The sequence below is a fragment of the Aeromonas sp. Marseille-Q5825 genome (assembly GCF_946892685.1).
Lineage (GTDB): Bacteria > Pseudomonadota > Gammaproteobacteria > Enterobacterales > Aeromonadaceae > Aeromonas > Aeromonas rivipollensis.
Window position 1 is genome coordinate 702,179 of sequence record NZ_CAMPOU010000001.1, and the last position, 14,647, is coordinate 716,825.

Below are 14,647 nucleotides of genomic sequence, written 5' to 3' on the forward strand. Positions count from 1 at the left end.
TCAGTGATTTTATAAATGGAGAATCCCCCCATGGAGCGACCCTTGCTGGATCCCCACCTGCTGCAGAGCTTTGTCGCCATCGTCGAGACCGGCAGTTTCACCCGTGCCGGCGAGCGGATGCACCTGACCCAGTCCACCATCAGCCAGCAGATGCGCCGCCTCGAGCAGCAGCTCGGTTGCCCGCTGCTCGACAGATCCGGCCGCCAGGTGGTGACCACGGCCCAGGGGGAAACACTGCTGGGGCTGGCGCGCCGCATCCTGGGGCTGCTGGCCCGGGCGGGGGAGCGGGTGAGCGAGGCCAGTCACCCCCTGCGCCTCGGGGTGCCCGAGGATTTCGCCGCCGGCGCCATGACGGCTGTGCTGGCGGCCTTTGCCCGGCAATACCCCGAGGTGAGGCTGGAGGTGCAAAGCGGTCTTAGCCACGTGCTGTGGCAGGCCTTCGAAGGGGGGGAGCTGGATCTGGCGCTGATCAAGCAGGGGCGGGGGCAGGGGGAGCCCATCGCCCGTTGGCGCGAGCCGCTGGCCTGGGTCGACAGCCGCGGCTGGCCTGCCTGCGAGCGGGAGCCTGTTCCCCTGGTGGTGTTTCCGAGCGAAGGCCTCTATCGGCGCCAGATCACCGAGGCCCTGGATGCCAGGGGGATCCCCTGGCGCATCGCCTACGTGAGTGCCAGCCTCGCCAGCCTGCAGGGGGCGGTGAGCGCGGGCATAGGGGTGAGCCTGCTGCCTGCCCGATTGCAGCAGCCCGATCAGGTGGCGCTGGTGGATTGGCCGGCGGTGCGCTCGGTGGAGCTGGCCCTGCACCTGGGGGCCGGAGACAGTGAGCCCCTCAGCCGGCTGTGCGAGGCCCTGATCGCGCTCTGTGACGAGGTGATGGGGCCCAGGTAGGAACAAGCCAGGCCCGAGGCCTCAGGCCAGGGATTGTCTGGGCACCACGGCGAGCCAGACTTCCACCTCGCCGCTGCCGCTATCCGGGTCAAAGGCGTCGCCGTAGCGCTCAAAATCCGGCTGGTGGGCCGACTCGTAGCCTGAGTGCGCCAGCCACGCCAGCGCCTGCTGCCAGGTTTGGGGCAAGGCATCGACATGGCCCCGGTGCAGGAAGACGGCGTAGGTCTGGGGAGTGATCCGCATCCGGCCGATCCCGGGGGGCAGCACCTCCAGCGCCGCTACTTCCACCGCGCACATATATTCGCACTCGGTGGCGGTGGCGGCGCAGATGACGCCGTAGGCGTGCTCCCCCAGCTGACCCGGCAGGGGGCCAAGGTTGCTGAAGTCACGCCACTGGCCGGCGAAGTCGCCGTGCTGGAAGCTATGATGGCGGCGCAGGCCGCCAAGCAGCATGGCCTTGCCGGTTTCGAAGCGAACGGGGTCTGACATAGCGCCTCCTGGGTTGGAAGGGTGAAGGGACAGAGTCTAGGTGAACGCGTCAGTGCGCCCGGCCTTCCTCGAGCTTGCGCTCATAGTCCCGGCGGACGATGGCGAGCGCCGCCAGGGCGAGATCCGGGGCAATCTGGTTGGTTTCCAGCAGTTCTATCAGATCCACCGCGAGTTTGACCTCGGGTGGTGCATTTTCCAGTGACATCTTGATTTCTCATGGGGCAGAGTGGGCGCCATTATAGCGCCGCGGGCCGTGAAGACACGCCCCGGTTGCCCGGGACCTGAAGGGCTTCACATGTGCTGGCGCATCTCCTTGTCGAGCTCCTCGCGCAGGGCCATCAGCTTCCTGGCGTACTGCTGCAAGCTCAGATCCTGCTCGCTCACCGGCTGCCATTGGGGCACCGGGCTCGGCTTGCCGTGCTCGTCCATGGCCACGAAGATGATGATGCAGTGGGTGGTCTTGTGGCGCTGGGGGTCAGTGGGGTGGCGGCTGTAGACATCCACCGCCAGGTGCATGCTGGTGGTGCCCGTGTGGATCACCCTGGCGTGCACCTCCACCAGCTGGCCTATCTGGATGGGGCGCAAAAAGCGAATGCCCCCCACATAGACGGTGACGGCATAGCCGCCACACCAGCCGGCGGCGCAGGCGTAGCCGGCCTGATCGATCCACTTCATCACCATGCCGCCATGGACCTTGCCACCGAAGTTGACGTCGGCGGGTTCGGCGAGAAATTGCAAGGTCAGCTCGTGGGGTGGGGTCATATCGTCTCCTCGGTTCATTGCCGGTCACTCTTGCGGTAGGCCTCGGCCTGCTGGCAGGGAGGCAGGGATGACACATAGGGGCGTTCATTGCCGGTGCGCTGGCCGAGGCTGGCGTACTCCTGCTGGCAGCGGGTCGTCTTGCCCCCGGCCCTGACGCAGGCATCGATGCGCTGCTGCCTCTCTTGTATCGTCTGTTGTTGCCGGGCGTTGGCACAGGCTCTGTCCAGCCCGGCCTGATGGGTTTCCCGAGCCTGTTCTATGGCGAGCAGGCCGCCCGAGAGGGTGCCACCGAGCAGCAGTATGACCAGCTTCATCATGGGTTGTCTCCTTGCGAAGGGCGCCTCGCCATGCCCAGGGCTATGCCCCCGAAATGGCCAGTGATGACAATAACAACCGCAGCGACCAGGACTCATCCAACCAGAGTCCGCGGGTCAGCGGCACCAAACGGGGCGCGGGCATCCATTCACCTTGAGTTCAGCGGCGGCGGCCCAGCATGGCAGCTCATGCAAATGAGGAGGCCCCATGAAACAGATGCTGGAGCAATTGATGGGAGCTGGCAAGGGCTGGCTCAACGATGGCGGTGACACGCGCAAGGCCCAGATGAAGGGCATGGCCCAGGGGGGGCTGGCCGCCGGGGCCATGGCGCTGCTGCTTGGCAACAAGAAGATGCGCAAGTACGGCACCAAGGTGGCGGCGGTGGGTGGGGCGGCCGCCCTCGGCGGGCTGGCCTACAAGCTCTATCAGGACTGGCAGCAGAACCAGAGTGCGCCTGCGGCCGGCACGCCCCATCCCCTCAACGAGCTGGCGGGCGCCGAACTGGATGCCCGCGCCAGCTTGCTGGTGCGCGCCATGGTGGCGGCGGCCCGGGCCGACGGCCACATCGACGGCAACGAGCGTCAGAAGATCCAGCAGTACCTGACCGAGCAGGGCCAGCCCGATGCCGCTCGCTGGATTGATGCCGAGCTGGCCCGCCCGCTGGACCCGCAAGCCCTGGCCCGGGAAGTGACCGACATGGAGCAGGCCACCGAGGTCTATCTCGCCTCCCTGCTCGCCGTCGAGGTGGATCACTTCATGGAGCGCGGCTATCTCGATGAGCTGGCCCGTGCCCTCAAACTCGATGACAACCTCAAAGCCAGCATAGAGCGCCAGGTGGCCCAGCTGGGCGCGCCGGGTTGAGCCCAGGCAGCCATAAGATTGTCCACAAGGCCCCGTCATGGGGCCTTGTCGTTGGTGGTCTATTGATGGGGCGCGAGCTGCTGGTGGACCAGGGCCGCCAGCCGGGTGAGGGCGGCCTCCAGCGCCGGGCTCCAGGGATGGGCGCTGTTGAGGCGCAGGCAGTGGTTGTGCTGGCCCTGGCTCGAGAACAGGGCCCCGGGGGCCAGTGAGAAGCCGCTGGCCAGCGCCTGGGCATAGAGTGCCCGGCTGTCGAGGCGCTCGTCGAATGTCAGCCAGAGGAAGTAGCCGCCATTCGGGGTCGAGATGCGCACCTCGTCCTGGAAGAGGCGCAGCAGGGCCGCCCGCATCTGCTGCTGGCGCTGGGCCAGGGTGTGGCGCAGGCGGCGAAAGTGGGCATCCACCCCGCCCTGGCGCAGCATGTCGGCGAGCGCCAGCTGGCTCGGCACATTGGTGGAGAGGGTCGACATCAGTTGCAGCCGCTGGATGCGCTCGGCATGGGGACCGGCCACCACCCAGCCGACCCGAAAGCCCGGCGCCAGGCACTTGGTCCAGGAGCCGCACAGCAGGCTGTCGCCCCGGGCATCCCAGCGCTTGATGGGGCTGGGGCGCTCGCGGCCAAAGTAGAGCTCGGCGTAGACGTCGTCCTCCACCAGGGGCACCTCATGGGCGTTGAGCAGCGCCATCAGCCCCTGCTTGTGGCCATCCGGCATGGTGTGGCCCAGGGGGTGCTGGACGTTGCCCATCAGCCAGCACGCCTTGATGGGACGCTGGGCCAGGGCCTCGGTGAGCAGGGCAAGATCGATGCCCACCCCGGGGATCACAGGGATTTCCACCACCTTGAGCTGCAAGCGCTCTATGGCCTGCAGGGCGCCGTAGAAGGTGGGGGACTCCACCACCACCCAGTCCCCAGGCTCGGTCAACACCTGCAGGCTGAGGGAGAGGGCCTCCATGGCGCCAGTGGTGATGATGATCTCCTGAGGGTCCACCGCCAGGCCGTCGCTGGCGTAACGCTGGGCGATGGCGCGGCGCAGCGCCTCGTTACCGGGGGGCAGATCTGCGACCGTGCTGAAGGGATCGAGGCGGCGCATGCAGCTCGCCAGTGCCCGGCCGAGCTGGGGATGGGGGAAGAGGGCGGGATCGGCCACCGCGAGCCCCAGCGGCACCAGCTCCCGGGACTTGCTCGCCTGCAACACCTCGAACACCAGATCGTTGATGTCCACCGAACCGCTGTAGTGGGCCTGCTGGGCGGCGCTCGCCTGCAGCGGGGAGGTGGCGGCCTTGACGTAGTAGCCGGACTGGGGCCTGGCCAGGATAAGGCCGCGGCTCTCGAGCAACTGGTAGGCCTGCAGCACCGTCATGGGGCTGAGGCCGTGGGTCTTGCAACTCTGGCGGATGGAGGGGATGCGCTCCCCCGGCTGCCAGAGGCCGCTCTCTATCTGCTGTTGCAACAAGGCAGCCAGCTGACCGTAACGGGACATGGTGTGTCCTAACTGTTATAGGTGGATTTCACTATAACTGCATCTGTTATAGGTGTCATGGCACGTGTTGTACTTAACGGGCGAAAACCTGTCTGTTAAATGCAACATAGAGAGTCATGCATGATAAGCCTGGATGATGTGGTCAGCCTCTCCCGAATACAGTTCGGCGCGACGGCGATGTTCCACTTTCTGTTTGTGCCCCTCACCCTGGGGCTGTCCTGGATCCTGGTGATCGCCGAGTCCGCCTACGTGATGACCGGCAAGGTGATCTACAAGGACATCACCCGCTTCTGGGGCAAGCTGTTTGGCATCAACTTCGTCATGGGGGTCACCACCGGGATCACCCTGGAGTTCCAGTTCGGGACCAACTGGGCCTACTACTCCCACTACGTCGGCGACATCTTCGGCACTCCGCTGGCGGTGGAGGGGCTGATGGCCTTCTTCCTCGAATCCACCCTGGTGGGCCTCTTCTTCTTCGGCTGGGACAAGCTCTCCCGGGGCCAGCATCTGCTGGTGACGGCGCTGGTGGCGCTGGGCTCCAACCTCTCCGCCCTCTGGATCCTCATCGCCAACGGCTGGATGCAGAACCCGGTCGGCGCCGAGTTCAACCCCATGACGATGCGCATGGAGCTGGTGGACGTGGCGGCGGTGATCTTCAACCCCGTGGCCCAGGTCAAGTTCGTCCACACTGTGGCGGCGGGTTATGTGGCGGCCTCCCTGTTCGTGATGGGGGTGAGCAGCTGGTATCTGCTGCGCCGCATGGAGGTGCGCTTCGCCCTGCGATCCTTTGCCATCGCCTCGGGCTTTGGCCTCGCCGCCATCCTCTCTGTCATCGTCCTCGGGGACGAGTCGGGCTACCGCTCAGGGGAGGTGCAGAAGGTCAAGCTCGCCGCCATAGAGGCGGAGTGGGAGACCGAACCCGCCCCTGCCTCCTTCACCCTGTTCGGCCTGCCGGATCAGGGTGCCGAGACCACTCACGCGGCCATCAAGATCCCCTATCTGATGGGCATCATAGCCACCCGCTCCCTGGATGAGCAGGTGACAGGCCTTAAAGATCTGAAGGCGCAGCATGAGGTGCGCATCCGCAGCGGCATGCTGGCCCACGAGGCTCTGGAAGCCCTGCGAGCGGATGGTAGCAATGCCGAGGCCAGGGCCACCTTCGAGCGCCACCGCGCCGATCTCGGCTACGGTCTGCTGCTGACCCCCTATGCCAAGGAGATCGGCAAGGCGGACGAGGGGGCCATAGCCAAGGCGGTGGACGACTCCATCCCCCAGGTGGCGCCGCTGTTCTGGAGCTTCAGGCTGATGGTGGGCATAGGGGGGGGGTTGCTGCTGCTCTTTGGCGCCGCCTTCCTGCAGCTGTGCCGGGGCAGGCTGGTGCAATCGCCCCGCCTGCTCAAAGCCCTGTTCTGGAGCATACCCCTGCCCTGGATTGCCATAGAGGCGGGCTGGTTCGTGGCCGAGTTCGGCCGCCAGCCCTGGACCATCAGCGACGTGCTGCCGGTGTCGGCGTCCGTCTCCTTGCTGCAACCGGGCCAACTCTGGTTCAGCCTCATCGCCATCTTCCTCATTTACAGCACGTTGCTGGTGGTGGAGCTGTTCTTGTTGCGTCATGTGATCCGCAAAGGGCCCGCCAGCCTGCAGACGGGTCGTTATCAAGGTGAAGTCTTGGCAAGCGGGAGTGCGCTCTGATGGATTACGAAACCCTGAAAGTGATCTGGTGGGGGCTGGTGCTCTTCCTGCTCGTCGGCTTCGTGGTGATGGATGGCTTCGATCTCGGGGTCGGCCTGCTGCTCCCCGTGGTGGCCAAGAACGACGAGGAGCGGCGGGTGCTGCTCAACAGCGTGGGCCCGGTGTGGGAGGGCAACCAGGTGTGGCTCATCGCCGGGGCCGGCACCCTGTTCGCCGCCTGGCCCCTGGTCTATGCCGCCGCCTTCTCGGCGCTCTATGTGCCCTTCATGTTCCTGCTGTTCGGCCTCTTCCTGCGCCCGGTCGGTTTTGACTATCGCAGCAAGCTGCCGGACCCGCTCTGGCGCCGCTGGTGGGACAGGGCCCTGGTGATGGGCGCCCTGCTGCCGACCCTGGTGTTTGGCGCTACCCTCGGCTTCCTGTTGCAAGGCTTGCCGTTTCGCTTCGATTCGCACCTTCGCATCCACTACGGCGCCTTCGATTTCAACTGGCCGCTGCTGTTGACCTGCATGGGGACGGCGCTGGCCCTGCTGATGCTGCACGGCGCCAGCTTCCTGCAGTGCAAGACCCAAGGGGTGATAGCCGAGCGCTGCGCCCGCCAAAGCCTCTGGCTCGGGCCCTTGGCGAGCGCCCTGTTTGCCCTGGGCGGGGTCTGGCTCAGCCAGATGCGCGGTTACCGGATAGCCGAGATTGGGGATCTCAACAGCGCCCTGACGCCGCTGATGAAGCAGGTGACGACGGCGCCGGATGGCTGGTTTGGCAACTTCGTGGCGCACCCAGTGCTCTGGGCTGTGCCTGTCCTCGGCCTCTTGCTGCCGCTCTTGAGCACGCTGGCAAGCCACCTTGGCCGGGCGCGGCTGGCGATCCTTGCCAGCGGTGGTGCCTGCGCCGCCATGATGCTGACCGTGGCCATAGCGCTCTTCCCCTTCGTGCTGCCCTCGTCCCTGGATCCGTCCAGCAGCCTGACCCTGTGGGACGGCACCTCCAGCGAGGGCACCCTGCTCATCATGCTGGGAATCGTCGCCGTGCTGATGCCCATCAACCTGGGTTACACCCTCTGGGTCTACTGGGTGGCGCGGGGCAAGATGAGTACCGAGCAGGTGCGCCAGCAGGGCCATAGCCTCTACTAACCCGCTTTCTACCGAAGGGAGACTTCGACTATGTGGTATTTCACCTGGATTCTGGGATTGGGGTTTGCGCTGCTGTGCGGTCTGGTCAATCTGCTCTGGCTGGAGGCGCGCTGGGCGGCGGACGAGGATCTCAAGGAGCCTTGATCCCGCCCCTGAAAACGAGAAAGGCCGACACTGGGTGTCGGCCTTTTTGTTTTTTTGTGCGGCGGATTAGATTGCCAGCGCCAGCCTGGCCTCGCGCTTCTCGCTTGCATGGGTGAGGCCATAGGCCAGCAGCACTATGAGGGCCCCGATCCAGGGTGTGTGCATCAACCCCAGGTGCTCCACCACAAAACCGCCAACGACAGAGCCCAGGGCGATGCCGACGTTGAAGGCGGCGATGTTGAGGCCGGAGGCCACATCCACGGCGTTCGGGGTATGGCGCTCGGCCTGTTTCACCACCAGCACCTGCAGGCCCGGCACGTTGCCAAAGGCGAAGGCACCCCACACCAGCACTGTGAGCACTGCCAGCACCGGATGGGGTGCGGTGAAGGTGAGCATCAGCAGGATGAGTGCCAGGCCGCCAAACATCAGCTTCAGCGCGGGCAGCGGGCCCATCTTGTCCGCCAGCTTGCCGCCCCAGATGTTGCCGACCGCCACCGAGACTCCGTACACCAGCAGGATCAGGCTCACCGCATTGGCACCGAAACCGCTCACCTGCTGCAAGATGGGGGCGAGGAAGGTAAAGGCGGTGAAGGCGCCGCCATAGCCAAGCGCCGTCTTGGCGTAGACCATCAGCAGCGGCTTGTGGGTCAGCACGGCGAGCTGCTCGCGGATGGTCGACGCTGTCCCCTTGGGCAGGTTGCTCGGGATCAGCAGCAGGCTGCCGACCATGGCGATGATCCCGAGTGCGCTCACCACCAGGAAGGTCTCGCGCCAGCCGAACTGCTGACCAATCCAGGTGCCGAGCGGCACGCCGGTCACCAGGGCGACTGTGAGGCCGCTGAACATGATGGCGATGGCGCTTGCCGCCTTCTCCCTGGCCACCAGACCCGTGGCTATGGTCGAGCCCACCGAGAAGAAGACACCGTGGGCCAGACCGGTCAGCACCCGGGCGACGATCAGGCTCTCGTAGCCGGGGGCCTGCCAGGCCAGCAGGTTGCCGGCGGTGAAGAGCGCCATCAACCCCACCAGCAGCCACTTGCGCGGCAGCTTGCCGGTGAGCGCCGTCAGCACGGGGGCGCCGATGGCCACTCCCAGGGCATAGAGGCTGACCAGCAGGCCCGCCGAGGGGAGCGAGACATTGAGCTGCTCGGCTATGGTGGGGATCAGCCCCACGATCACAAATTCGGTGGTGCCGATCGCAAAGGCACTCAGGGTGAGGGCAAATAATGCCAGTGGCATACAAACTCCTTGGATAGTGGCTCCCGACGGGAGAATGGCGCCAGTATGCCGATGAGCTTTGTTGGCAAAAATGACGGCAACGTCAAATTACTTTTGCCAAATCAGCAGCAATGGCGCCGTGGAATGGGGTAGAGGGAATGGCTGAGGCTGCGCAGACAAGAGCGGGCCGTACAGCGCGAGTTGAGTGCAGAGGCAAAGCGCGTAGAAGCAAGCTGTATAAACCGAGCTGGGAACAAAGAGGAAAGGGGCAAGGGCAGGTAGCAGAGGTAGGGGTCAGCGGCGCGGGCGGCTGGAGCGATACTGGAGACAAAAAAAGCGGGAGGCATGGTGCCTCCCGCTGGGGTTCTCGTCGACGGTGTTGGGTTTTCTTTGCTCCCTTCTCCCCTGGCGGGAGAAGGGTTGGGGATGAGGGGGGATAGCTTGCCCCTCACCCTAACCCTCTCCCGCAGGGAGAGGGGATAGCTCGTGGTTGCAATTGGCTAGTGAGGGTTGCCGGTATCCGCCGCCGCAGCGATAGATACAATGCGTCCTCTCCCGTTTAATCCCAATTCGGGGCGAAGTCCGGGTTGGCGCAGCGCTCCCCTCGCTCCAGGGTGGCAATCTGTGCCATCTCCTCGTGGCTGAGTTGCACCTTGAGGGCGGCCAGGTTGGCGGCGAGATTCTCCCGCTTGGTGGAGCTTGGGATCACCGTCATGCCCTGGGCCAGCAGCCAGGCCAGGGACACCTGGGCCGCTGAGACGCCGTGGCGCTTGCCTATCTCCATCAGGAGCGGCTCGCTCAGCACCTTGCCATAGGCCAGCGGCATATAGGCGGTGATGGCGATGCCGTGCTCCTGGCAGAACTCCACCACCTTGCGGTTTTGCAGCAGGGGATGGATCTCCACCTGCTGGTGGGCGATGGCGCCCGGCCCCAGGATAGCGATGGCTTCTTTAAGCTGGGCGACCGTGAAGTTGGAGACCCCGATCTCCCGGGTCAGGCCTTGTGCCTTGGCCTCGGCCAACTGCTCCAGGTAGACCGCCATCGGCACCTCATCCTTGGGGGAGGGCCAGTGAATAAGCGCCAGATCCAGATAGTCGGTGCGCAGTTTCTCAAGGCTCAGCTCCAGGCTCGGGATCACCTTGCCCGGGCCAAATTCGCTGGTCCACACCTTGGTGGTCAGGTAGATATCCTGGCGGGGAACACCGCTCTCGTTCATCAGCTGGCCCACTTCGGCCTCGTTGTCATAGATCTGGGCGGTATCTATGTGGCGATAGCCGAGATCCAGACCCTGCAGCAGGGAGTCGCGCAGGGGCTGATCTTTCAGGCGAAAGGTACCAAGACCCAGGTTGGGCATCTTCATCATTATATTCCTCAAGTTATTGTTTCTACGCTCAATATTGTGTCGGCCCATCCCCGCATCCAGGGCGGGCAGGGGACAGGCCGCAGCTGGATTCAGGCTAGCTGATAGCGGCGAACGCTGGTGCTGGCAAACCAGCCCCGGGTGTTGGCCACGAAGGCGAGAAAATGGGGCTGCTGCTGGTGGGCACTGAGCGCCGTATCGCTCTCCCACTCCTCGTGGATCATCCAGCCGTGGGGGTTCTCCATGCTCTGGTGCAGCCGGTAGCCGAGGCACCCGGGCTCTTGCCGGCTGGCGTTGACGAGCGGCGCCAGGGCGGCCCGACACTCGGCGGCGAATTCAGGCTTGGCCTCAAGCTCGGCAATCACGATCAGGGGGGATGGCATCTGAACCTCCTTGCTAAAACGACGGTCAGTATGCCCCCGGCAGACTGGGGGAAACAGGGCAGCAGTCGCAAAACACTATTGAGGAAAGAACAGCAATAGGGAGGGGGAACCCACACATTAGTATTTCGTTAGATCTATGGGCATTGCGAATTCTTCGCCAGCGACTTCTTTAGTTAAGGCTTGTCCTGCGATGCAAGTATTTCCATTGAAGGTCAGTGTCGGGCCATGGTGAAGCTCCCAGCCCTTGTTCATCAATTCAGAGATCCGCATGCAAAAATCTTTATCATCAGGGCCAGTAATAAATCGATAGAGCTTCATGGGTAATGCCTTGATTTAAAATTAAAAGTCAAAATATTTCGCTGAAATAACATGTCTGCTGCGCTGAGGGTTATCCCTCTGACCAGACCGCAAACTCGTTGCCGCTGGGCTCGACAAAGTGGAAGCGGCGGCCACCGGGGAAGTCAAACAGCGGGCGCACTATGGTGCCGCCATGCTGGCTCACCTTGGCCTGGGTTGCCTCTATGTCGGCGCTGTAGAACACCAGCAGGGCGCCCCCCTGAGCCGTGTGGCAGCAGAGATCCGCGCGATAGAAGCCGCCATCCAGCCCTTCCTCTTCGAAGGCGCAATAATCGGGGCCGTAGTCCGCGAACTGCCAGCCAAAGGCGGCGGCGAAGAAGGCCTTGGTGGCGGCGAGATCCCTGGCTGCAAACTCCACATAGTTCAGTTTTTCATGGGCCTTGGTCATAAGGGTCTCCTTGTCGATGACGGTGGTTATGTCGGTTGTCAGCCTTGCTGGGGGCGGATCGTGGAGTGCGGCAAGGCGTCCCAGGGGGTCAGCTTGAGCTGCTTGCAGCGCACCAAAACGATGATTCCCATCAGCAGACCGAAGCCTATGCCGAACAGCAGGCTCTGGCGCAGGGCGAAGGCCGGACTCACCTCATCTTGCCAGCCGAGGTACCACATCAACATCCCCCAGATGGCACCTGTCGGCAGACCAAAGGCAAGCAGGTTGACCAGAAAGCGTTCATGGTGGGGCGGTCTGAGTCGCAAGCCCAGTCTGCGCAGCAGTCTGAGCAAGGGGGGATTGTAGTTGGCGTGCCACACGCCTTTGCTTTCAAGCTCCTGGTGGGCTGCCGCCAACCGCTCTTCGAAGTTCATGATGTTCATCCTTGCGATGGCTTGGCGCCATACGATGCCAATTTTCGGCATTGTAACCACAAGGCCGGGAGCAAAACAGGCGGTTGCTCACGTTATGCGGACGGCAAGATCCGTCTCTGGTGACGCCTGCCTTGCCAACCCAGGGCCATTGTGCCTATAAAACCCCATGACTCTTGCCAGGATGACAACAATGAAGACCCATTCCGATGAACTTACCCTGTTCGTGGCCGTGGTGGAGGCGGGCAGCTTTCGCCAGGCGGCGGAGAACCTCGGCATGGACAACTCTGTGGTGAGCCGCGGCATCAAGCGCCTCGAGGAGAAGCTCGCCACCGTGTTGCTCAATCGCACCACCCGGCGGGTCAGCCTGACCGAGGAGGGAAGCTGGTTCTATCAGCGGGCGGTGAAGGTGCTGACCGAGATGAGCGAGGCGGAGAGCCACCTGCTGATGCGCCGGGAACAACCCGAAGGGATTCTGAGGGTCGACGCCGCCACCCCCTTCATCCTGCACCGGCTGGTGCCCATCATTGGCGAGTTTCGCCGCCGCTACCCCGGCATAGAGCTGCAACTGCACAGCTCCGAGGGCTTCATCAACCTGATGGAGCGGCGGGTGGACATGGCCATTCGCATCGGCGAGCTGACGGACTCCTCCCTGCGCGCCCTGCCGCTCGGGCGATCCAAGCTGCGGTTGCTCGCGTCCCCCGACTATCTGAAGGCGCGCGGCACCCCGCGCCAGCCAGCTGACTTGCTGGCGGGCCACGAGCTGCTCGGCTTTTTGCACCCCGATCACCTCAACCACTGGCCGCTGCTCAGCACTGAGCAGGGGGACAGGTTCGCCATCACCCCGACCCTGAGGGCCAGCAGCGGCGAGACCCTGCGCCAGCTGGCGCTCAGAGGTCAAGGGATCGTCTGCCTGTCGGACTTCATGACGGGAGAGGACAGGGCGAGCGGCGCCCTGGTGGAGGTGCTGGCCCGCAGCAACAGCGGCGCCTCGCGCCCCATTCATGCGGTCTTCTACTCCGATGCCCAGCGGGATATCCGGCTGCGGGTCTGGCTCGACTTCCTCAAAGAGCAGCTCGGCGCCGAGGCGTTGTAGAGGGCATGCCGACAGTGCCAACCCCCTCCCCCTCGTGGAGGGGGCATTTTCTCCCACCCCTTGGCAAGGGGAGGGCTGGGGTCAGGTGCGGTCAGAACACCCGCGCTCGCCAATAAAAAGAGGCCGACATCGCTGTCGGCCTCGTTCGTTTTCATCTCAAGGATGCATCGGCTGCCCGATTAATCCTCTTCGGCCCAGCGGCGTGAGCGTTCAACCGCCTTCTGCCAGCCGCTGTAACGCTTGGCGCGATCGGCTTTGTCCATCTGGGGAATGAACTCCCTGTCCACGCTGAACTTGTCTTCCAGCTCGTCGGAGCTCTTCCAGAAGCCGACGGCGAGGCCTGCCAGGAAGGCGGCGCCCATGGCGGTGGTCTCGATGCGGGTCGGACGCACCACAGGGGTGTGCATCATGTCAGCCTGGAACTGCATCAGGAAGTCGTTGGCGACGGCGCCACCGTCAACCTTGAGCGCTGCCAGCTTGATGCCGGAGTCCTGCTGCATGGCATCCAGCACGTCGCGGCTCTGGTAGGCGATGGATTCCAGCGCGGCGCGGATGATGTGGTTGCGGTTGGCGCCACGGGTCAGGCCGACCATGGTTCCGCGAGCGTAGGGATCCCAGTAGGGTGCGCCCAGGCCCACGAAGGCCGGTACCAGGTAGACGCCGTTGGTGTCCCCCACCTTGCTCGCGAAGTAGTCGGTGTCGCGGGCATCGTGGATGATCTTCAGTTCATCGCGCAGCCACTGGATGGTGGCGCCGCCCATAAACACGGCCCCTTCCAGCGCGTAGTTCACTTCCCCTTTCGGGCCGATGGCGACAGTGGTCAGCAGGCCGTTGTTGGAGCGAACCGGCTCTGTGCCGGTGTTCATCAGCAGGAAGCAGCCGGTGCCATAGGTGTTCTTGGCCATCCCCTTCTCGAAGCAGAGTTGGCCGAACAGGGCGGACTGCTGGTCACCGGCGATGCCGGCGATGGGGATGCGGGAGCCGCCGCCACGGGTGGTGTAGCCATACACCTCGGAGGAGGGTTTGACCTCGGGCAGCATGGAGGCGGGGATGCCCAGCTCGTCCAGCATCCGCTCGTCCCACTTCAGATCGCGGATGTTGTAGAGCATGGTGCGGGAGGCGTTGGTCGGGTCGGTGACGTGCACTTCACCGTTGGTCATCTTCCACACCAGCCAGGTGTCTATGGTGCCGAACAGCAGCTCGCCGTTCATCGCCTTCTCTCGGGCCCCTTCCACGTTGTCCAGGATCCACTTCACCTTGGTGCCGGAGAAGTAGGCATCCAGCACCAGGCCGGTGTTTTCGCGCACGTACTCTTCCAGGCCGCGGGCTTTCAGTTCTTCACAGATGGCCGCGGTGCGGCGGCACTGCCAGACGATGGCGTTGTAGATGGGCTTGCCGGTGGCTTTCTCCCACACAACGGTGGTTTCACGCTGGTTGGTGATGCCGATGGCGGCGATCTGCTCGCTGTGCAGGCCGCTCTTGGCCAGCACCTCGGTGAAGACGGAGGACTGGGTCGCCCAGATCTCCATGGGGTCGTGCTCGACCCAGCCCGCCTTGGGGTAGTGCTGGGTGAATTCGCGCTGTGAGGTCGCGACTATGTTGGCATCCTGATCGAACACTATGGCACGGGAGGAGGTGGTACCTTGATCCAGCGCGACGACAAATTTCTTTTCAGCAGACAT

The 14,647-nt window shown here is 64.1% G+C and carries 18 protein-coding genes; 6 read left to right on the forward strand and 12 right to left on the reverse strand.

Going from position 1 to position 14,647, the window contains the following annotated elements:
• The first annotated feature begins 42 nt into the window (after window positions 1-42).
• Window positions 43-885 carry a LysR family transcriptional regulator gene (locus tag OC537_RS03335; RefSeq protein ID WP_262110546.1) on the forward strand — a complete coding sequence of 281 codons (843 nt, stop codon included), beginning with the start codon at window positions 43-45 and terminating at the stop codon, window positions 883-885.
• 21 nt (window positions 886-906) lie between these two features.
• Here the strand turns inward: OC537_RS03335 and OC537_RS03340 are convergent, their stop codons facing one another.
• The 4 genes from OC537_RS03340 to OC537_RS03355 all read right to left on the reverse strand — a co-directional run bounded on the left by OC537_RS03340 (window position 907) and on the right by OC537_RS03355 (window position 2,453).
• On the reverse strand, window positions 907-1,374 hold the full coding sequence (locus tag OC537_RS03340; RefSeq protein ID WP_262109356.1) for a GyrI-like domain-containing protein: 468 nt from the start codon (window positions 1,372-1,374) through the stop codon (window positions 907-909).
• Window positions 1,375-1,423: 49 nt separating this feature from the next.
• Window positions 1,424-1,579: a pleiotropic regulatory protein RsmS gene (gene rsmS / locus OC537_RS03345; RefSeq protein ID WP_111912584.1), complete on the reverse strand. Its 156-nt coding sequence runs from the start codon at window positions 1,577-1,579 to the stop codon at window positions 1,424-1,426.
• Window positions 1,580-1,665: 86 nt separating this feature from the next.
• Window positions 1,666-2,136, reverse strand: a complete 471-nt coding sequence (locus tag OC537_RS03350; RefSeq protein WP_139745905.1) for an acyl-CoA thioesterase — start codon at window positions 2,134-2,136, stop codon at window positions 1,666-1,668.
• A gap of 14 nt (window positions 2,137-2,150) precedes the next feature.
• Window positions 2,151-2,453, reverse strand: a complete 303-nt coding sequence (locus OC537_RS03355) for a hypothetical protein (protein ID WP_262109361.1) — start codon at window positions 2,451-2,453, stop codon at window positions 2,151-2,153.
• Window positions 2,454-2,658: 205 nt separating this feature from the next.
• On the opposite strand from OC537_RS03355, the gene OC537_RS03360 reads away from it, so the two are divergent.
• Complete coding sequence (locus OC537_RS03360; protein ID WP_262109362.1) at window positions 2,659-3,312, forward strand: tellurite resistance TerB family protein; 654 nt, start codon at window positions 2,659-2,661, stop codon at window positions 3,310-3,312.
• A 59-nt stretch (window positions 3,313-3,371) separates the two neighbouring features.
• Here the strand turns inward: OC537_RS03360 and OC537_RS03365 are convergent, their stop codons facing one another.
• Window positions 3,372-4,790 carry a PLP-dependent aminotransferase family protein gene (locus OC537_RS03365; protein ID WP_234678333.1) on the reverse strand — a complete coding sequence of 473 codons (1,419 nt, stop codon included), beginning with the start codon at window positions 4,788-4,790 and terminating at the stop codon, window positions 3,372-3,374.
• Between the two features lie 120 nt (window positions 4,791-4,910).
• On the opposite strand from OC537_RS03365, the gene OC537_RS03370 reads away from it, so the two are divergent.
• From OC537_RS03370 to cydX, 3 genes are read left to right on the forward strand one after another with little or no spacing between them, the layout of a single operon-like run.
• Window positions 4,911-6,482, forward strand: coding sequence for a cytochrome ubiquinol oxidase subunit I (locus OC537_RS03370; protein WP_262109365.1), 1,572 nt, complete (start codon window positions 4,911-4,913; stop codon window positions 6,480-6,482).
• Window positions 6,482-7,609 carry a cytochrome d ubiquinol oxidase subunit II gene (gene cydB, locus OC537_RS03375; protein ID WP_262109367.1) on the forward strand — a complete coding sequence of 376 codons (1,128 nt, stop codon included), beginning with the start codon at window positions 6,482-6,484 and terminating at the stop codon, window positions 7,607-7,609. Before OC537_RS03370 ends, cydB begins: the two co-directional genes overlap by 1 nt.
• Before the next feature lie 30 nt (window positions 7,610-7,639).
• Complete coding sequence (gene cydX / locus OC537_RS03380) at window positions 7,640-7,753, forward strand: cytochrome bd-I oxidase subunit CydX (protein ID WP_025326454.1); 114 nt, start codon at window positions 7,640-7,642, stop codon at window positions 7,751-7,753.
• Window positions 7,754-7,819: 66 nt separating this feature from the next.
• Here cydX and OC537_RS03385 read toward each other — a convergent pair whose 3' ends face one another.
• From OC537_RS03385 to OC537_RS03410, 6 genes are all read right to left on the reverse strand, one after another.
• Entirely contained in the window at window positions 7,820-8,992 is a 1,173-nt protein-coding gene (locus tag OC537_RS03385) for an MFS transporter (protein ID WP_262109370.1), read from the reverse strand.
• A gap of 538 nt (window positions 8,993-9,530) precedes the next feature.
• The gene (gene dkgB / locus OC537_RS03390) at window positions 9,531-10,334 is read right to left on the reverse strand and encodes a 2,5-didehydrogluconate reductase DkgB (RefSeq protein ID WP_262109372.1); all 804 of its coding nucleotides are present in this window, start codon (window positions 10,332-10,334) and stop codon (window positions 9,531-9,533) included.
• Window positions 10,335-10,423: 89 nt separating this feature from the next.
• Complete coding sequence (locus OC537_RS03395) at window positions 10,424-10,714, reverse strand: putative quinol monooxygenase (protein WP_262109374.1); 291 nt, start codon at window positions 10,712-10,714, stop codon at window positions 10,424-10,426.
• Between the two features lie 117 nt (window positions 10,715-10,831).
• A complete protein-coding gene (locus tag OC537_RS03400; protein ID WP_111912600.1) occupies window positions 10,832-11,032 on the reverse strand; it encodes a DUF1737 domain-containing protein in 201 nt (66 codons plus the stop codon).
• A gap of 70 nt (window positions 11,033-11,102) precedes the next feature.
• Window positions 11,103-11,459: a VOC family protein gene (locus OC537_RS03405; RefSeq protein WP_262109377.1), complete on the reverse strand. Its 357-nt coding sequence runs from the start codon at window positions 11,457-11,459 to the stop codon at window positions 11,103-11,105.
• A 38-nt stretch (window positions 11,460-11,497) separates the two neighbouring features.
• Window positions 11,498-11,872, reverse strand: coding sequence for a DUF6404 family protein (locus OC537_RS03410; protein WP_262109379.1), 375 nt, complete (start codon window positions 11,870-11,872; stop codon window positions 11,498-11,500).
• 190 nt (window positions 11,873-12,062) lie between these two features.
• Here OC537_RS03410 and OC537_RS03415 point away from each other — a divergent pair, with 190 nt between their 5' ends.
• Window positions 12,063-12,965, forward strand: coding sequence for a LysR family transcriptional regulator (locus tag OC537_RS03415; protein WP_139745915.1), 903 nt, complete (start codon window positions 12,063-12,065; stop codon window positions 12,963-12,965).
• Between the two features lie 179 nt (window positions 12,966-13,144).
• Here OC537_RS03415 and glpK read toward each other — a convergent pair whose 3' ends face one another.
• Window positions 13,145-14,647 carry a glycerol kinase GlpK gene (glpK, locus tag OC537_RS03420; protein WP_111912608.1) on the reverse strand — a complete coding sequence of 501 codons (1,503 nt, stop codon included), beginning with the start codon at window positions 14,645-14,647 and terminating at the stop codon, window positions 13,145-13,147.